This is a genomic window from Propionicimonas paludicola (genome assembly GCF_002563675.1).
GTDB lineage: Bacteria > Actinomycetota > Actinomycetes > Propionibacteriales > Propionibacteriaceae > Propionicimonas > Propionicimonas paludicola.
In genome coordinates this window covers 861200-879262 of record NZ_PDJC01000001.1, presented here as the reverse complement: position 1 = coordinate 879262, position 18063 = coordinate 861200, and the positions used below count along the sequence as shown (strand labels likewise).

General features: G+C 67.6%; 13 protein-coding genes and 1 tRNA gene. 8 read left to right on the top strand and 6 right to left on the bottom strand.

Annotated features, from left to right (window positions below):
- The first annotated feature begins 69 nt into the window (after positions 1-69).
- From ATK74_RS03880 to ATK74_RS03865, 4 genes are all read left to right on the top strand, one after another.
- The gene (locus tag ATK74_RS03880; RefSeq protein WP_098459809.1) at positions 70-1974 is read left to right on the top strand and encodes a glucose PTS transporter subunit IIA; all 1905 of its coding nucleotides are present in this window, start codon (positions 70-72) and stop codon (positions 1972-1974) included.
- 67 nt (positions 1975-2041) lie between these two features.
- Complete coding sequence (locus ATK74_RS03875; protein WP_098459808.1) at positions 2042-2920, top strand: PRD domain-containing protein; 879 nt, start codon at positions 2042-2044, stop codon at positions 2918-2920.
- 26 nt (positions 2921-2946) lie between these two features.
- Positions 2947-3756 (top strand): ChbG/HpnK family deacetylase, encoded by an 810-nt coding sequence (locus ATK74_RS03870; RefSeq protein ID WP_098459807.1) that lies wholly within the window; start codon positions 2947-2949, stop codon positions 3754-3756.
- A gap of 82 nt (positions 3757-3838) precedes the next feature.
- Positions 3839-4462 carry a TetR/AcrR family transcriptional regulator gene (locus tag ATK74_RS03865; protein ID WP_098459806.1) on the top strand — a complete coding sequence of 208 codons (624 nt, stop codon included), beginning with the start codon at positions 3839-3841 and terminating at the stop codon, positions 4460-4462.
- Here the strand turns inward: ATK74_RS03865 and ATK74_RS03860 are convergent.
- The 4 genes from ATK74_RS03860 to ATK74_RS03845 form a co-directional block, all read right to left on the bottom strand.
- The gene (locus ATK74_RS03860; protein WP_169923720.1) at positions 4459-6186 is read right to left on the bottom strand and encodes a collagen-binding domain-containing protein; all 1728 of its coding nucleotides are present in this window, start codon (positions 6184-6186) and stop codon (positions 4459-4461) included. The genes ATK74_RS03865 and ATK74_RS03860 overlap by 4 nt on opposite strands.
- Before the next feature lie 291 nt (positions 6187-6477).
- The gene (locus ATK74_RS03855; RefSeq protein ID WP_098459804.1) at positions 6478-7152 is read right to left on the bottom strand and encodes a hypothetical protein; all 675 of its coding nucleotides are present in this window, start codon (positions 7150-7152) and stop codon (positions 6478-6480) included.
- A 26-nt stretch (positions 7153-7178) separates the two neighbouring features.
- Positions 7179-8558 (bottom strand): dicarboxylate/amino acid:cation symporter, encoded by a 1380-nt coding sequence (locus ATK74_RS03850; protein ID WP_098459803.1) that lies wholly within the window; start codon positions 8556-8558, stop codon positions 7179-7181.
- 64 nt (positions 8559-8622) lie between these two features.
- Positions 8623-11328 (bottom strand): hypothetical protein, encoded by a 2706-nt coding sequence (locus ATK74_RS03845; RefSeq protein ID WP_098459802.1) that lies wholly within the window; start codon positions 11326-11328, stop codon positions 8623-8625.
- A 488-nt stretch (positions 11329-11816) separates the two neighbouring features.
- On the opposite strand from ATK74_RS03845, the gene ATK74_RS03840 reads away from it, so the two are divergent.
- The 3 genes from ATK74_RS03840 to pflA all read left to right on the top strand — a co-directional run bounded on the left by ATK74_RS03840 (position 11817) and on the right by pflA (position 15270).
- Positions 11817-11890: transfer RNA gene (locus tag ATK74_RS03840), tRNA-Ile, on the top strand.
- Between the two features lie 231 nt (positions 11891-12121).
- Positions 12122-14392, top strand: coding sequence for a formate C-acetyltransferase (gene pflB, locus ATK74_RS03835; RefSeq protein ID WP_098459801.1), 2271 nt, complete (start codon positions 12122-12124; stop codon positions 14390-14392).
- A gap of 2 nt (positions 14393-14394) precedes the next feature.
- Positions 14395-15270, top strand: a complete 876-nt coding sequence (gene pflA / locus ATK74_RS03830) for a pyruvate formate-lyase-activating protein (protein WP_245840678.1) — start codon at positions 14395-14397, stop codon at positions 15268-15270.
- Between the two features lie 138 nt (positions 15271-15408).
- Here pflA and ATK74_RS03825 read toward each other — a convergent pair whose 3' ends face one another.
- Entirely contained in the window at positions 15409-16059 is a 651-nt protein-coding gene (locus ATK74_RS03825; RefSeq protein ID WP_098459800.1) for a response regulator, read from the bottom strand.
- Positions 16056-17228, bottom strand: coding sequence for an ATP-binding protein (locus ATK74_RS03820; RefSeq protein WP_143483554.1), 1173 nt, complete (start codon positions 17226-17228; stop codon positions 16056-16058). The genes ATK74_RS03825 and ATK74_RS03820 overlap by 4 nt, the downstream gene beginning before the upstream one ends.
- A 148-nt stretch (positions 17229-17376) precedes the next feature.
- Here ATK74_RS03820 and ATK74_RS03815 point away from each other — a divergent pair, with 148 nt between their 5' ends.
- Positions 17377-18063, top strand: coding sequence for an ABC transporter ATP-binding protein (locus ATK74_RS03815; RefSeq protein WP_245840675.1), 687 nt, complete (start codon positions 17377-17379; stop codon positions 18061-18063).

The window sequence follows — 18063 nt, the reverse complement described above, 5'->3', positions numbered from 1 at the left end:
CGGTTGGGGTCTCTTTTTGCGTTTGGCGCAGGCGAGACCTCTCGACTTCCACAGAAGTGAGAGGAAAAGATGGCTAGCGAGACGACAACCCTCGCGCAAGAGATTGCGGCCCAGGTGGGCGGCTCCGACAACGTCACGTGGGTCGGCTCCTGCACCACCAGACTGCGATTCGTCGTGAAGAACGAGTCCAAGGTGAACTTGGCCGAGCTCGGCAAGATTCCGGGCGTGCTGCAGGCGATCAAGGCCGGTGGCCAGATTCAGGTGGTGATCGGCACTCACGTCGATCAGGTACGCGACCAGGTGCTCGGCCTTCCCGGATGGTCCCGGTTGGCAGAGGCCGGCTCGTCCAGTGGCGCGGCGAAGGCCAGCCCGCTGGATCGGGTGTTCGACTTCCTGGGGGCGACCTTCCAGCCGCTGCTGGCTCCGATCACCGGTGCCGCACTGGTCCAGGTGCTGGCCCTGCTGCTGACCCAGTTCGGCGTGCTGGCTCCGACCGACCCGACCTACCTGGTGCTGAGTGCGGCCGGCAACGCCGTGTTCTACTTCCTGCCGATCTTCGTCGGCTTCACCGCCACCCGGAAGCTCGGTGCCAACCCGTACCTGGGCGCGACCATCGCCGCAGCCCTGCTGCACCCGAGCTTCGCCGGCATCGGCGAGACCGGGACGGTCGCGCAGGCGTTCGGGCTGCCGCTGTTCATGTACGGCTACGCCAACACGATGTTCCCCTCGATCCTGATCGCGCTGGCCCTGGCCGGCCTGGATCGCGGACTGAAGCGCTGGATGCCGAAGGCACTGCAGCAGGTGTTCAACCCGACCCTGGAACTGCTGATTCTGGTTCCGCTGACCGTGCTGGTCTTCGGCCCGATCGGCTCGGTGGTCGCCAACTCGATCGCGTCCGGCACCTCGTGGCTGAGCACCACCGCACCGTTCGTGTTCTACCTGGTGGTGCCCGCGGTGTGGGTGCTGCTGGTCTCGCTGGGCATCCACTGGGCGATCATCACGATCGGCCTGGTCGAGATGGCCAACGGTGGCTCCGTGATCCTGGGTGCCGGTGCCGGCTACCAGTACGCGATGATGGGCATCGCCTTGGGCATGCTGATCAAGGCCGCTCGGGAGAAGAACCAGCCGCTGCGCGATACGGCCGCTGCGGCCAGCCTTTCGGTGGTCATCGGCGGCATCACCGAGCCGACCCTGTACGGCCTGGTGCTGCGCTACCGGCGACTGCTGGTCATCGAGGTGATCTCGGCGGCCGCGTCCGGCCTGGTGCTGAGCCTGTTCCACACGGTGATGACCGGGTTCAGCCCGGCTCCGATCCTGGCCCTGCCGCTGTTCGTGCCGATGATCGGTGCCGTGCTCGGCCTGGTCACCGGCGTGACCGTGGCCGTGCTGCTGATCCAGTTCTGGGGCTACGAGAAGCCGGGCAGCACGTCCAGCTTCGACGAGGTCGAGGCCACTGCACCGCGCGGTGTGGCCGGCTTCGGTGGGGTGGCGGACGCCACCGCGTCCACCGTGCCGGTGACGGTGACCTCGCCGCTGGCCGGCGTCGTCCGTCCGCTGGAGAAGACCGGCGATCCGGTCTTCGCCGGCGGCCTGATCGGCCCGGGGGTCTCGATCGTGCCCAGTTCCGACCAGGTGGTGGCCCCGGCCAACGGGACCATCGTGGCCGCGCCCAGCACGGCCCACGCCATCGGGCTGCGCACCGATACCGGGATCGACCTGCTGATTCACGTCGGCATCGAGACGGTTCGCCTGGACGGTGCCGCGTTCACCCTGCTGGTTGAGCAGGGACAGCGGGTCACCGCCGGCCAGGCGCTGCTGAAGTTCGATGCGGCGGCGATCACCGCGGCCGGCTGTTCTGTGGTCAGCCCGGTGGTGGTCACCAACCTGGCCAAGTCGCAGCAACTGACCGTGCTGGCCGACGGGCCGATCGAGGCAGGTTCGCCGTTGTTCATCGTTGGCCCCAAGGCCGACTGACCCACGGCGGTCAACGTGGGTTGCCGTCCGCCGCCACGGACGGCAACCCGCCAGCAAAGGAGGATCAGTGCTCGTCATCAAGCGGATCTACAACAACAACATCGTGATGGCCGTGGATGACGCCCACGAGGAAGTGATCGCTACCGGTGCCGGCGTCGGCTATCTGACCAGCCGCGGCCAGGCCGTGGACGAGTCCAAGGTGGAGAGAGTCTTCCGGATGACCGGGCTGGCCAAGAGTGGCGGCTTCCGGGTGCTGCTGGAACTGCCCTACGAGGTGCTCAGCGCCACCACCCGGATCTCCACGGCACTCAAGCGGCGTCATGGGCTCAGCCTTACCCCGGCCCTCGAGGTCGCTCTGGCCGACCACTTCGCGCAAGCGCTCAAGCGGGTCGACGCCGGGCAGCCGATCTACAACCCGATGCTGTGGGAGACCAAGCTGAGCTATCCCACCGAGTTCGCGATCGCGCTGGAGGTGCTGGAGGAACTGCACGAGGCGGTCGGCGTGCGACTGCCGCTGGATGAGGCCGGCTTCGTAGCCATGCACTTGGCCAGCGCCGGACTTGTCGGCGACCCGGCCCGCGCGCTGAACCTGGGCAAGGCCCTGCACGATGTGATCGAGCTGGTCGAGCAGGATCTGGGAGTCAGTCTGAACACGGCCGGGGCGAGCACCACCCGATTCCTCACCCATGTGAAGTTCGTGATCCAGCGACTCACCCACAACAAGGCCTTCGCCGGATCCTTCGACGAGATCTTCCAGACCTTGAAGCGGCAGTACCCCGACACCTACGCCTGCGCCCGGCACCTCGGCGACTATCTGCAAGGTCAGTTCGCCACCGTGGTGACCGAAGAGGAGGAGCTCTACCTGATGCTCCACCTGCGCCGGCTCCAAGACGACGTGATCTCCGCCGACGAGTCCACCCAGACGATCCCCGACACCGACGCCTGAGCGTCCCCCGAAGAAGAGAGCTCTGTATGCCCAAGCTGATCGTCCAGGCCGACGACCTGGCCATCACTCACGCCGCCACCCTTGGCACGATCCATTCAGTCAAGGCCGGCATGGTCCGGGCCGCCGGGCTGTTCACCAACCGCCCCGACGCTGCCTTCGCGGCCGCCGAGTTGGCCGGCATCACCCGGCTCGACCTCGGCCTGGACCTGAACCTGGTCACCGGCGCTCCCCTGCTCAGCGCCGACCAGGTGCCCGGGCTGGTCGGCCTCGACGGCAACTTCCGCACCTCGCATCAGATCAAGGCGTCGCATCGCACCGTGGCGCAGGAGGGCTTCTACTCCACCTTCGAGCCCGAGCCGTTCGATCACGAGCAGACGCTGGCGGAGGCCAGGGCTCAGCTCGTCCGCTTCTTCGAGCTGGTCGGCCGCCCGCCGGCCTACGTGCACCACCACTCGATCATCAGCCCCATGCTCGATCAGGTGCTCCACGAGGTGGCCGCCGAGGCCGGCGTGCCGGTGATGGACGATCTGCTGCGCTACCACCGGGTGCACCAAGTGGAGAACTCCTGGTACGCGGCACCGTTCAGCGCCGAGGCGCAGGCCGGCTGCGACCCGATCGGCGCCTTCGAGGCACAACTCGACGCGATCGCCGCGCACGAGATCAGCCTCCTGATCGTCCACCCCGGCTATCTGGACGCCGAGCTGATCGACATCACCAGCTACCACATCGTCCGGGCTCGCGACCTCGAACTGGTCAGTTCGCAGCGGGTTCTCGCCATGCTGGCCGACCGCGGGATCGAACTGGCCAGCTACACCTCCAGCGGCCTGAGCTGGTGATCCTCTGGGCGCGCCACGCTCGCTACGATATGCGTCGATGGCGTCGCCCAAACGATGCGACCGATCGGAGGCTCGATCCTAGATGCCGACCCGCGAGAGCATCCTTGACGCCGCCGCTGCCGAGATGTTGCAGCACGGCTACGCGGCATCCTCGCTGTCGGCCATCGCCAGTCGCCTCGGCCTGACAAAGGGCGCTCTGGTGAGGCGTTTCCCCACAAAGGAGGCGCTCGCTCAGGCCTTGGTGGAGAACTTGCGGGCCGAGGTGGTCAGCCAGCGCGAGCGTTCCGCGCAGGCCTACCCCGACAGCGGAATCCGGGCCATGATCGACTTCCTGGTGGAGCTGGGCACGGCCTCGGAGGCGAAGCCGCTGGCGGCCGCGGCCGCGGTCCTGATCACCGACCGGACCTCACCCACCTTCGCCATGACCGAAGTGGTCGCCGTGTGGCGCTCCGCCTTGGCGGCCTTCCTCGAGCGTGCCCTCCAGCTGGGCGAACTGCCGGAACCGAGCTCGGCAAGCGAACTGGCCGAGTACGCCCTCATCACGAGCATCGGGGAGGCGGCGTTGTCAGCCCACGTCTACTCCCCGGCCGCCCGGGGCGAACCGCTGCACTTCCTGCGGTTCACCCTCACGGCAGCCGGGGTGGTCGACGTGGACGGGCAGATCGACGAGGTGTTGGCTCGCCGATCCGCCGAGGTTGCCGGCTAGCTCCGCCGAGCCCAGGGACGCGTGATCAGCAGCAGTCCGGTCCCGAGCAGCAGTGCGATCACACCGCCACCGATCGGCCAGATCAGATCCGTGCCAGTGAAGGCCAGCTGCTTGGACGGATCACCGTTCACGTCGGTGGTCGGCGCCACCGTGGGTACCACCGAACCACTCGCCGTCGACGTCGGGTCGACCGTCGGGGTCGGAGTCGGAGTCGGCTCACCGGCCGGGTCGACCGGCGCTGTTGGGGTCGGCTCGATGGTCGGCTGAGAGGTCTGGCCGCCCTCGGGATCGAGAGTCGCCGTCGGAGTCGCGCTGGTCTCGGTCGGGGTCGGCGTCGGCTCTGCCGGGGAGCTGGTCTCGGTCGGAGTCGGCTCCACCGTGGCACTCGTCTCAGTCGGAGTCGGCTCCACCGGGGAGCTGGTCTCGGTCGGAGTCGGCTCCACCGGAGCACTCGTCTCCGTCGGAGTCGGCGTCGGCTCTGCCGGGGAGCTGGTCTCGGTCGGAGTCGGCTCCACCGGAGCACTCGTCTCAGTCGGAGTGGGCGTGGGCTCCACCGGAGTACTCGTCTCCGTCGGGGTCGGCTCCACGGTCGGGCTGGTCTCAGTCGGCGTCGGCTCCACCGGGACGACCGGGGCGCTGGCGCAGGGCAACTCACCCAGGAAGGCGTGGTGATGGATCTCGCCGCCACCGGCGCTGGTCAGGTTCTGAGCGAACCACTGGCCGTTGGTGGTGATTCCGGAGCTGAAGTTCAGGCTCGCCTGGGGCGCCCAGATCGCGCCCATCTCGAGGCCGTCCACCGACACCGCACCGGTCACCTGGGACAGGTCCAGCAGGATGTAGCGAGCCAGGTCCTGCTGCGCACCGCGCTGCGAGGACCAACCCTCGAACCGGAGCTGGCCCAAGGTGGTAGTGCCCGGCGCCACCCGGATGATCAGCGGCGCGGACGCCGTCGGCCGGTAGCCGTTGGCACGATCCATCTTGATGGTCTTGCCGGCGATCTGGCTGTAGTCGATGACGTTGGGGCGATCGGTGGCGAAGCCGGAGACGAACACCATGCCACCGTCATTGGCCACCGCGACCTGGTTGCTGGCCGCCAGCGTCGGATCGTAGAGGGAAGCCAGGCACTGATTGGCGCGCGCGACCTTGGCATCAAGCTCGCCGAAGTAGGCCGCCGCCGAGGACTTCTCACTCTTGAGCGAGCTGACCGTTGAGCCCCGATAGGGCACGGTCTTCAGATCGAGAATGCCGCCGGATGAGTTGGTGACCCGCAGGAAGTCGGTGCCGGCCGCCGGGCCATTGCCGCCGCCGCGAGCCGAGCCGGTCAGCCCGGCGATGTCGGCCAACTTCAGCACGGCCGTCGCCTCCGGCGACGTGGGCGAGATGGTGTGCGAATCGTCCCGGTTGCTCAGCTCGAAGCCGCCGGAGCCGACGAAGCGATCAGCGAGGATCCGGACCGGCACCCCATCGATGGTGGGCACCACATAGTCGGGCGTCCCGGCGGCCTGATGGATCATCGGGTAGCCGTTCTGGTTACCCGAAGAGATCGAGCCCAGAACCGCGATCGACCCCTCGAACTCGCTGTTGTTCAGGTATGCGTCACCCTTGGTGACAACGGTGAACCCCTGGTTCACATCAAACGGATTGAACGTACTGGACGCCGCTTGCGCGGGTCCTGCTGCGCCGACGACGCCGGCCAGCAGAGCCAGCAGTGCTGCTCCAGACAAGCCCAGTGCACGCTTTCCGCGTCCGCTGTTTCCCCTTTCGGGCATGCCAAAACTAGCCACGATGTATTCCCCCCAAAATGCGGCGGTCAGCCAATGGCTCCGCCATCCCCCAGTGCAATCGCTCTCCAGGCTAGCACGGCCGTAGACGACCGTTTACATCCGGCTGAGCGAGCACTAAGTAATCATGAGGAGACGGTGGGGTTCGAGCGCCGACTCTCGAACCCCACCGCACTGATTGGTTCTCGCATACCGCGCCGCGAAGCGCAGTCCTCCTCTGCGGGAACCGGCTTGTCAGGCGCTGGCGCGCCGCCGAACCACGGTGGTCGCCGCGACTGCGATGCCGGCCACGACGGCCAGTCCACCGAGCACCGAAAGGCCGATCAGCAGCTCCGGGTTCCCACCGTCGGAGTTGGCCGAGTAGGCGGCCGCGGCGCTGGGCTCCGACGAGCTGGGTGCGACCGGCGCAGCCACGTCCGTCGAGGTCGACGGAGTCGGGGCCGCCGAGGTGCTTTCGGTGGGAGTGGCCCCCGGGGTCGCCGGAGCCGACTCGGTGGACGACGCCGTAGCGACCGCCTTGACCGACTCCTTCGCGCCGGTGGACGCCTTGGTCGAGCTGGACGGCTTGGGCGAAGCGGACGGCTTGGGCGAGGCCGAAGAACTGGCCGATGCGGTGGGCGTCGGCTTGGGAGTGGGCTTCGGCTTCAGCCCCTTGCCGGTCTGGGAGTCCGGCGACGGACCGGCCGGGGTGTCACCCTTGGTGCCGTCGAAGCCGGGCCAGGGCACCTTCACCCCGGTGTGGTCGTCGTAGCCGTCCCAGTCGCAGTCTTCCCACTGGGTGTAGTCGTTGCCGGCTGCGTAGGCCAGCGTCGCGCTGAACGGCGCCACGCCGGTGAAGAGCAGCGCCAGGGCGGCGGCACCGCCGGCCAGAGCCAGTCGAACTCGGTTCGGCAGAGTGTTGTTGGTCATCTCAGATCTCCTAGTAGGCGTTCGGGCTATCGGGTTGAGGCGGACGACAGCGGTGCCGTCCCCGCCTCTTCGATGGTGGGATCGGTCAGGGTCGGGTCATCGAGGATCGTCCGGTCGAGCTCGCCCTCGGAATGGGCGACCAGGGTGGCCGAGACGATGGCTCCGGTGACGTTGGTGGCGGTGCGTCCGGTGTCGGCCAGCGACGAGATCGGGATGGTCAGCACCATCACCTCCAGCGGCAGCCCGACGGCGGCCAGCACGCTGGCAGTGACCACGGTCGCGGTGCCGGGGACGCCGGCGGTGCCGATCGAGACGAACAGCGACATCACCGCGAGCAGCAGGTAGTCCTGCCAGCCGTAGTTGATGCCCAGGCCGTGGACGGCGTAGATCGCAGTGAGCACCGGCCAGATCCCGGCGCAGCCCGGCATGCCGATCGTCGTCCCTAGTGGGGCGGTGAAGTTGGCAACCTCGGGGCTGACCCCGAGCCGGTCGGTGAGCACCCGCGTGGTCACCGGCAAGGTGCCGGTGCTGGACTGGGTGGAGAAGGCGACCACCTGGGCCGGCACGATCTTCTTGAAGAACGGCAGCGGCGAGATCTGGGCGAAGACGCTCAGCAGCGTCGCGTTGAGCAGCCAGGTGTCGATCACGAAGGCCAGGAAGGCGACGGCCAGGAACACCAGCAGGGACCAGATGATGCCGGTGTTGGTGAACCCGCGCGAGGTCTGGACGGCCACCAGCGAGAGCACCGCGTACGGGGTGAGCGCGATGATGAAGGTGACCGCCTTGTTTATCACGGCCCGGACGGCCTCGATCAGGTCCTTGAACGGGGCCACTCGCTCGGGGTGCTTGCCCGCGACCAGAACGTAGGAGACCGAGATCAGCACCGAGAACAGGATCACCGGGATGATGTGGTCATTGGCGGCGTCCCACACGATGTTGCGCGGGAAGAAGCCGATGATCACCTCTTGCAGGCTCACCGTGCTGCGTTCGAAGTTGGCGGCGTCCACCCCTTCGATGCTGAGGTTGGCGCCCTTGCCGACACCGAAGGCCAGGCCCAGCCCGATGGCCAAGACGATGGCGATGGCATTGGTGGCCAGCAACCAGAGCACCGACTTCAGGCCGATCCCCTTCAGCTGCTGCACCGAACCGAGCGAGGTGACGCTGGACAGGATCGACACCGAGATCAGCGGGATCACGATGGCACCCAGCACGGTCACGTAGATCTTGCCGAAGGAGACGATCCAGTCGGTGTGACCCTGGAACACGAAACCGACCAGGATCCCGGCGGCCATGGCAGCCAGGATCGTGATCGTGAAGTTGGTCTTGCGACGGCGCAGGAAGAAGATCCCCACGTAGAGTGCGACGACCGCGAGGAGGGCGAGCGCCGAAAGTACGTCGAATGGCATTGGACTGCTTTCTGGCTGGCGGCCCGGCCCGAGAGCCGGGCCACCAGCGGGTTGGAGGTGGGCGCTACTTCACCGAGCCGGTCGGCTTGGCCGCCTTGGTGGTGGTGACGTAGCCGGCCTTGGTGGCGGTCACCTTGACGGTGACCTTCTTGCCCAGCTCGGCCGGGGTCAGGGTGTAGCTGGAGTTGGTGCCACCGAGGATGGCCACTCCCCCGGCGAACCACTGGTAGCTGAAGCTCACCCCCGCCTTGGGAGACCAAGTGCCGAGCTTCACCTTCAGCACCGAACCGACCTTGGCCGAACCGGTGATCTTCGGCGCGGGCGCCTTGGTGAACTTGGCCGCAGCGACAGGCTTGGACGCCGACGAGGTCTTGGTCACCGAGGCGTAGCCGCTCTTGGAGCCGGTCACGCTGAGGGTGATCTTGGCCCCCAGCTGCGCGGCGGTCAGCGTGAAGCTGGACTTGGTCGCGCCCTTGATCGGGGTGCCGTTGGCCAGCCACTGGTAGCCGAACTTGGCCGCCGGACTCCAGCTGCCGATGCTCGCCTTCAGAGTGGCACCCACCGTGGCCGTGCCCTTGAACTTGGGCGCCGGGGTCTTGGTGAACACCTTGGCCACCGCGTCCGTGGCCGCCGAGGTCTTGGCCACCGGGACGTAGCCGGTCGCAGATCCGGTCACCGTGACGGTGATCTTCTTGCCGGCCTCAGCCGCCGTCAGCTTGTAGCTGGCCGCGGTCGCCCCCTTGATCGCAACGCCATTGGCCTTCCAGCTGTAGGCGAGGCTGGCAGTCGGCTCCCAGGTGCCCGGGTTGGCGGTCAGGGTCGAGCCGACCTGCGCCGCTCCCGAGATCGTCGGGACCGGAGCGGTGGTGAACGGAATGGACGCGACCGGATCGGTCGGGTCGGACACGGTGGTCGTGGTCCGGTAGTCCGGACGAGATGCGGTCAGGGTCACCGTGATCTTCTTGCCGGCATCGGCCGGGGTGATCGTGTAGCTGTCGGTGTTCGCACCGGCGATGTCCACGTTGTTGGCCCGCCACTGATAGACGAGGTTCGGTGACTGGCTCCAGTAGGACTCCAGGTTGGCGACCAGCTTCTGGCCGACTGCCGCCGTCCCCTCGATCCAGGGCGCCGGAGCGTTGGTGAACTCGTGGATGACAGTGCCGTTGTGGGTCAGCACACGATCCAGCGAGGCCACGGCCTCGGCTCCGAACTCGGCCTTGGTCAGGCCGTCACGACCGGCCGAACGGGATGAGTCGGCCTTGGCAAGATCGGTCTGACGAACCCAGGAAAGCTCGAGCATGTACTCGGTGTAGGTCTGGTCGGCTCCGTCCGCGACCTTGTCCTTGTGCAGCCAGTGGCCCACGATCGGGCCACCCACGGCGTCCTTGTTGTAGCGGACGATGGTCGGCACCTGGAGCCGAGTTGCGTTGGCCTTCTGAGTGGCCGGATCGAAACCGACAGCGAACGGGTTGGTCGTCGAGGTCTCACCGAGCACAGCGTTGGGGTAGTAGGCCACCGAGTTGCTCTTCTTCGACGAGTTCTCGGTGATCCAGTTCGGACCGAAGTACTCCGCGAGCTTGCCGTAGAGGTAGGAGTAGCCGTAGCGATAGGGCGCGGTGGTGGCCAGCGTGGCATTGCCGGAACGGATCCACAGGCCACCGGTGGCGCTGTTGGCCGAGGCGGTGTCAATCAGGTCACCGGTGCCGAACTTCACGTTCGAGTCCAGTGCGAAGTCGACCACGTAGACCACAGGAAGATGCAGTTCCTTGGCCCGCTTGGCCACCGACCCGATGATCGCCTGGGTGTTGTGGCAGCCCTGGCCAGCGAACAGGATCGGGAACTCGCCGGTGGAGTTGAGCAGGTTGTACAGCTCCTTGACGTCGATGGCCTTCAGCACGAAGTCGCCCGGGTTCGGGTAGTCGGCCGGATCGAAGATGCTCACCGCCGTGCCGAACCGGTCGGCGGACGGGGTCGAACCCTCGGTCTTGGTGGCGCTGGCGTTGTAGAGCCGAGAGAAGAACTCGAACTGGCTGCGGACCGCGGAGGTCTTGCCGGTGAAGGCGGTGTTCAGCGCCGCGGTGGCGTCCGTCTTGACCCCGCCGGTGTCGGCGTTGAAGGCGGCAACGTCGGCGTCCTTGAGCTCGGCGAGCTTAGTGACGGTCTTGCCGGTGTCGACGTTCTTGCGGTCGGTGATGTTCACGTTCAGCAGCACCGCGGTGTTACCGGCGTAGTTCTCCAAGACACCGCCGGAGGCGACCGTGCTGGCCGGCAACAGCTGGGTGATCAGCTTCCAGACGTCACTGATCTTGGCGGTGCCGCCGAAGTTCACCGAGGTGCCGCCGGTGACGTCGGTGATCCCGTTCTTCAGGGTGGAGTCGAGCTGGTAGCCGTCCACGTAGGGATCGAAGTGGTAGATCTTGGTGATCCCCTTGGCCCGCGCGGCAGCATCGATCACCGGCAGCAGCGCCTGGCTGGCCGAGTGCTCGGGGCCGGCGAAGGCGATGTAGTAGTTGCCGTTGCTGGACAAGATGTCGAGCAGCCGGTCGGTGGTCACATTCTCGAAGACGTGACCGGAGGCCAGACCGGTGTAGGCGTCGGCGAGGTAGTCGCCGGTGCTGGCCACCTTCGACCAGGGGTAGACCGGGTCTGCGGCCCGCGCGGTGCTGGTGGATAGCACCGACGTGGCCACGATCGTGGTCGCGGCCACTGCGAAGGAGAGGCCGATGGCGGCCGCTCTGCGCAGTGGGTTCAGGGTTCGTGCCGAACTCATGATTGCCTTTCTGGGTGCGCGACAAGGCGTCGCAAGGGCGCGGCAAAGCCGCACTCGATGGAGTTGCGTTCAAAGAGCGCGCCTCGGACGGGCACGCGTCGGCGTCTTGGTGAGTTGGAGTCAACTCACAGGTCAGTTGGGCTGTCGCATCGAGGACAGCCCGCGGCCGCTGAGGTCAGCTCAGCCGCAGTGGTGCCGCCATACATCGGTGGGCGGTTACCGGAACTTCATACCGCGCCACGAGGCACCTTTCGTCGACCTGGAACGCGGGAGGTTTCCCGCTGCGCACGACTGTATACACTGGGATTCGGCCTGTCAAACACCTATGTGGCGTTGTGGGACCGATGTCATCCAGGCGGACGGCGCCACATGTCCACTCCCCCGTCCTTCCGCCTCGAGAGGTTCCGGACGGACTCACGCCCGCCACACCCGTCCATCGTTTGTCGCTCGAGCGAGCCGCCCGATACCGTGACTCGCGGACGACACTGGGGGCGGTAGCTCAGCCGGTCAGAGCAGGGGACTCATAATCCCTGGGTCGCGGGTTCGAGCCCCGCCCGCCCCACCGAGGCCGTCTCGATCCGGGGCCACGACGCTGGCCCCGCCTCCGGGGACGCCGTGCCTCATGTGAACGTCTCAGACGCAACCGGTTGGTCCTACCAATAGTCGCAATTGTTCTAGACTTGCCTCTCGCAAGGCCTTTGGCCTGCTCGCCGCCGTTGGCTAACCGCCGACCTGGTGGCATCCCCAACCAAGCTCGCGCGCGTAACCCGCGCGCGTGCGCAGAAGGAGCTGTATGACCGCCGAAGTGGACACTCGCCCATCGCTGTACCGGGACGACGCGTGGGAGGGGTTCACCACCGGCCCCTGGACCGAGCGCATCGACGTCCGCGACTTCATTTTGGCGAACTACACGCCCTACACCGGGGATGCCGCCTTCCTGGCCGGCCCCACCGAGCGCACCCTGACGGTCTGGGAGACCCTGCAGCGTGACTACCTCTCCGTCGAGCGCGCCAAGCGCGTCTACGACGTCGAGACCCACATCCCGGCCGACGTGGACGCCTTCCCGGCCGGCTACATCTGCGACGAGGACAACGTCATCGTCGGCCTCCAGACCGACGTCCCGCTGAAGCGTCCGATGATGCCGGCCGGTGGCTGGCGGATGGTCGAGACCGCGATCCGCGAGGCCGGGCTCGAGCCCGACCTGCGGCTCAAGGAGGTCTTCACCAAGTACCGCAAGACGCACAACGAGGCTGTCTTCGAGATCTACACCCCGCGCATCCGCGCCGCCCGTAGCGCACACCTCGTCACTGGCCTGCCGGACGCCTACGGCCGCGGCCGGATCATCGGCGACTACCGCCGCGTCGCGCTCTACGGCATCGACCGGCTCATCGAGGCCAAGCAGGCCGACATGGATTCGATCAACGACCAGCCGTTCAGCGAGAACTGGGCGCGCTACCGCGAGGAGCACGCCGAGCAGATCAAGGCTCTGCGCAAGCTCAAGAACCTCGGCGAGGAGTACGGGTTCGACCTCGGACGTCCGGCTGCCACCTTCGTCGAGGCCGTCCAGTGGACGTACTTCGCCTACCTGGGTTCGGTGAAGAGCCAGGACGGCGCCGCCATGAGCATCGGCCGCCTGTCCGGCTTCTTCGACGTCTACGCCGAGCGCGATCTCGCCGCCGGCATGATCACCGAGTCCGATGCCCAGGAGGTCATCGACGCGCTGGTGACCAAGCTGCGCATCGTCCGATTCCTGCGCACCATCGACTACGACCAGATCTTCTCCGGCGACCCGTACTGGGCGACCTGGTCCGACGGCGGCTTCGCCGACGACGGCCGCACCCTGGTCACCAAGACCTCCTTCCGGCTGCTGCAGACCCTGCGCAACCTCGGCCCTGCCCCGGAGCCGAACATCACGGTCTACTGGGACGCCAAGCTGCCGGCCGGCTACAAGGACTTCTGCTCGCTGATCTCGATCGAGACCTCGGCGATCCAGTACACCGACGACGCCGAGATTCGTGGCCACTGGGGCGACGACACCGGCATCGCCTGCTGCGTCTCGCCGATGGCGATCGGCAAGCAGATGCAGTTCTTCGGCGCCAGGCTGAACGCGGCCAAGACCTTCCTCTACGCCATCAACGGCGGCCGCGACGAGGTGTCGGGCAAGCGGATCGTGCCTGATCACGACGCCATCGAGGGCGACGGCCCGCTCGACTTCGACACCGTCTGGGCCAAGTACGACCAGATGCTCACCTGGGCCGTCGAGACCTACGTCGAGGCGCTGAACATCATCCACTACAGCCACGACAAGTACGCCTACGAGGCCATGGAAATGGCCCTCCATGACGACGAGGTCGTCCGCACCATGGGCTGCGGCATCGCCGGGCTGTCGATCGTGGCCGACTCACTGTCGGCCATCAAGTACGCGCGGGTGACCCCCGTCCGCGACGAGACCGGGCTGGTCGTCGACTACCGCACCGAAGGCGAGTTCCCGCTGTACGGCAACGACGATGATCGCGCCGACGAGCTCGCGTCCCTGGTCGTGAAGACCGTGATGGACAAGATCCGCAGCATCCGGATGTACCGGGACGCCGTCCCCACCCAGTCGGTGCTGACCATCACGTCCAATGTCGTCTACGGCAAGGCCACCGGCGCGTTCCCCTGCGGGCACAAGGCCGGCACCCCGTTCGCACCGGGAGCCAACCCGGAGAACGGCGCCGACAGCCACGGCATGCTGGCCTCGATGCTCAGCGTCGGCAAGCTCTCCTACGACGACGCGCTGGACGGCATCTCGCTGACCAACACGATCACGCCGGACGCGCTGGGCCGCACTGGCGAGGAGCGGATCAGCAACCTGGTCGGCATCCTCGACGCCGGCTTCGGCGAGGGCCTGTACCACGCCAACATCAACGTGCTGAACCGGGAGACCCTCCTCGACGCCATGGAGAACCCGGACAAGTACCCGCAGCTCACCATCCGGGTCTCCGGCTACGCGGTGAACTTCACCAAGCTGACCCGCGAGCAGCAGCTCGACGTGCTGTCCCGCACGTTCCACGAGGCCGTCTGAGCGTGGCCTCGACCCTGTTGGAGGTCGCCCCGGGGTATGAGCCCGGGGCGGCGCTCCGACCTGTGCGGGCGCCGGAGGCCGGACGCCTGGCCGGGCTGCCCACCGCGCTGCACCTTGAGCGCAGCGAGCTGCTCGCCGCCCAGCGCAGCGGCGAGGTGGGTTCGGTGCACTCCTGGGAGCTGGTGACGGCCGTGGACGGGCCGGGGACGCGGATGACCACGTTCCTCGCCGGCTGCCCGCTGCGCTGCCTGTACTGCCACAACCCGGACACGATGAGCGCCCGCGGCGGCGTCCCCGTGTTCGCCGACGACCTGCTCGCGCGGATCGGTCGCTATCGCGCCATCTTCCGCGCAACCGGCGGCGGCATCACCTTGTCCGGCGGCGAGGTGCTGGCCCAGCCAGCGTTCGCCCGACGCATCCTGCGCGGAGCCAAGCAGCTCGGCGTCCACACCGCCATCGACACGTCCGGCTACCTGGGGCGCAACGCCGACGACGCCATGCTGGCCGACGTCGACCTCGTCCTGCTGGACATCAAGGCTGGCGACGAGGCCACCTACCGCCAGGTCACCGGCCGGTCGCTTGAGCCCACCCTGGAGTTCGGACGCCGAGTCGCCGCCCTCGGCATCGAGATCTGGGTTCGCTTCGTCCTGGTTCCGGGCCTGACGGACGACCCGGCCACCGTCGAGCGAGTCGCCGACCACGCCGCGTCGTTCGGCAGCGTCTCCCGCGTCGAGGTGCTGCCGTTCCACCAGCTCGGCACCACGAAGTGGGACGAACTCGGCCTCGACTACGCGCTGGCAGGCAATCGCACCCCGACCGCCGCCGAGGTCGAGAGTGCTCGGGCCGTGTTTCGCAGCCGGGGGCTGACCACCTTCTGAGCCTTGTCGCTGGCTGAGCCTGTCGACGCCAGCGATCAATCCCTTCGACAAGCTCAGGGATCGGGACGACCAACCCAGGAACCCCGATGGCTGAGCCTGTCGAAGCCCCCGGCGGCTGATCCTGGCGAAGCCGCTCACTCAGCCTGGGCGGGCCTCGCTGTCTCGGACCACCATGGCCACCGACACCCGGTTGTCGACACCGAGCTTGGTGAACACCCTGGTCAGATTGGCTTTCACAGTGGCAAGACTCATCTGCAAGCGGGTGGCGATCTGCGAGTTGGTCATCCCTCGTGCCACCAGCACGGCCACCTCCCGCTCCCGCGGAGTGAGGCTGTTGAGCTCGGTAGAGGCCACGGTGTTCGCCTGCGGTGCCTTCGTGGCCACAGCGATCAGAGCCGAGGTGACCTCCGGGGCCAGCATCGGCTCGCCGGCATGCACGCGGCGCACGGCATCGACCAGTCGTTCCGGGTCGGCGTCCTTCAGCAAGAACCCCTCAGCCCCCAGGGCGAGCGCCCGCAAGACGTAGTCGTCGGTGTTGAAGGTGGTCAACACGATCACCTTCGGGCGGCGCGGACGCTCTGCGAGCGCGGCCAGGGTGGCCAAGCCGTCCATGCCGGGCATCCGGATGTCGAGCAGCAGGACGTCCACCTCGAGTTGGTCGAGCACAGCGAGCGCGGACGCCCCGTCGCCGGCCTGGCCGACCACCTCGATGTCGACCGGCCCGCCGAAGATCATCCGAAGTCCGGTGAGCACCATGGCGTCGTCGTCGACGATGGCGACACGGATCACATCGGCTCCTTGATCGGCAGCTCGGCTTCCAGGACGAAACCCTCTCCGTCCACCGCTCCGTAGGTCACGCTACCGCCGACCAGCGCTACTCGCTCGGCAACCCCGAGCAGGCCGAGGCCCGCCCCGGGCGCCGTCGGGGCCAAGTCGGCCAATGGGTTGCTGATCCGTACCCGTACCGCGCTGCTGCCGACCTCTACCGCAGCCGATACCGGCACCCCTGGCGCATGCTTGCGCGCATTGGTCAGCCCTTCCTGCACGATCCGGAAGGTGTGCCGCGAGACCCGCTGCGGAACCGCCCCGAAGTCACCCACCTTCGACAGGGTGACCTTCTGGCCAGCGGCTTCGGCATCTGCCAGCAAGGCATCGAGCTCGGCCAAGGTGGGCTGCGGCTCGGCCGGCGCCTCCCCCGGGCCACGCAGCGTGGTCAGCATTGCCCGCAGCTCACTCAGGGCAGCCTTCGCATTGGCCTGAATCAGGCTCACCGTCTCGCGGGCTTCATCACCGAGCAGATCGTCGCGATAGCCGAGCGCACCGGCATGCATCGCCACCAGCGAGATCCGGTGGGCGACGACATCGTGCATCTCACGGGCGATCAGCTCTCGCTCAGCGAGCCGCGCCTCCCGCAGCCGAGCCACCTCCGCGTCGGCGCGGGCCAGCTCGGCGGACAGGCGCTGCTCCTGGAGCTCGACCTGACTTGTGCGCAGCAACCCGATCAGCATCGCCAGCACCACCCCGATGACGCAGAGCGACAGTTCCACCGTCGAGGCCATCCGCCACGGCCCGACGTCCGGGCTCACCAGAAGCCGGACGAGGGTGGCCACGACCATCCCCACGCCGGCCAGCGGAGTGGCCCATCGGCGGTCACCGTTGCGAGCGAGCCGCTCCTGAATCACCAGGGCCGCACCCAGCCCGGCCGGTGACAGCAACAGCGTGACCATGATCAGCAGAGCAACTCCCCACGGCCGGCGATGGCGCCAGGCCAGAGCCGCCACGGCGATGACACCCGGGAGCGCGATGAGCGCGATCCGCGCCGGCGCGGACGGTCCGTCCACGCGTCCGGCGAAGACCGGGGTCATGTAGTACAGCCATCCCAGGACCGCAACTGTCCACGCGACGGCGGGCCACGGGCGCGAGCTGTCCTCACTTCTGAGGTCGGCGATATCGGTCACCTCCACAGGCTATGGGTCTGCGACCGGGCTGGTTAGCGACCTTCGGCTATGGCCGTCGGTCCGAATGGCTACGACCGGGCTGGCCGATCGCCCGATGACGCGACCCACCTGGCTGAGTTGTGCTGAACCCATGATCAGCCTCAGCCACGTGACCAAGCGCTTCGGCGCCACCCTCGCCTTGGACGATGTGTCGTTCGAAGCCCGTCCGGGGGCGGTGACCGGCTTCCTCGGCCCGAACGGGTCCGGGAAGTCGACCAGCCTGCGGATGCTGCTCGGCCTGGTCCGTCCGGACGCCGGCGAAGCCACCATCGGCGCGCAGACCTACTCCAGCTTGGCCGAGCCCGGACGTGTCGCTGGAGCCCTGTTGGACGCGGGCAACTTCCACCCCGGACGGACTGGCCTGGAGACGCTGCGGATGGCCTGCCTGATGATCGGCTGCTCGAGGTCCAGGATCGACATCGTCCTGGCCGAGGTCGGCCTGACGACGGCAGAGGCCCGTCGCCGAGTCGGCACGTACTCGCTGGGCATGCGGCAGCGGCTCGGCCTGGCCCAGGCGCTGCTGGGAGATCCGCCTGTTCTGATCCTGGACGAACCGGCCAACGGCCTGGATCCGCAAGGCCAACGCTGGCTCGCGGAGTTGCTCCGCTCCCGCGCTGCCCGCGGTGGCACCGTCCTGCTCAGCAGCCATCTGCTCTCCGAGGTCAGCCGGCTGGCCGAGCGAGTTGTCGTGATCAGCGCCGGCCGCATCGCCGGGACCTTGGACAGCTGGTCCTCCGAGCGCGACCTCGAGGCGGCCTACTTCCACCTCACCTCCGACTCCGACCGCGCTGCCTGA

Coding starts and splice junctions, on each gene's coding strand:
- ATK74_RS03850 (WP_098459803.1), bottom strand. CDS start 8,558: ATGCCATTCGACGTACTTTCGGCGCTCGCCCTCCTCGCGGTCGTCGCA.
- ATK74_RS03855 (WP_098459804.1), bottom strand. CDS start 7,152: ATGACCAACAACACTCTGCCGAACCGAGTTCGACTGGCTCTGGCCGGC.
- ATK74_RS03870 (WP_098459807.1), top strand. CDS start 2,947: ATGCCCAAGCTGATCGTCCAGGCCGACGACCTGGCCATCACTCACGCC.
- ATK74_RS03865 (WP_098459806.1), top strand. CDS start 3,839: ATGCCGACCCGCGAGAGCATCCTTGACGCCGCCGCTGCCGAGATGTTG.
- pflB (WP_098459801.1), top strand. CDS start 12,122: ATGACCGCCGAAGTGGACACTCGCCCATCGCTGTACCGGGACGACGCG.
- ATK74_RS03845 (WP_098459802.1), bottom strand. CDS start 11,328: ATGAGTTCGGCACGAACCCTGAACCCACTGCGCAGAGCGGCCGCCATC.
- ATK74_RS03880 (WP_098459809.1), top strand. CDS start 70: ATGGCTAGCGAGACGACAACCCTCGCGCAAGAGATTGCGGCCCAGGTG.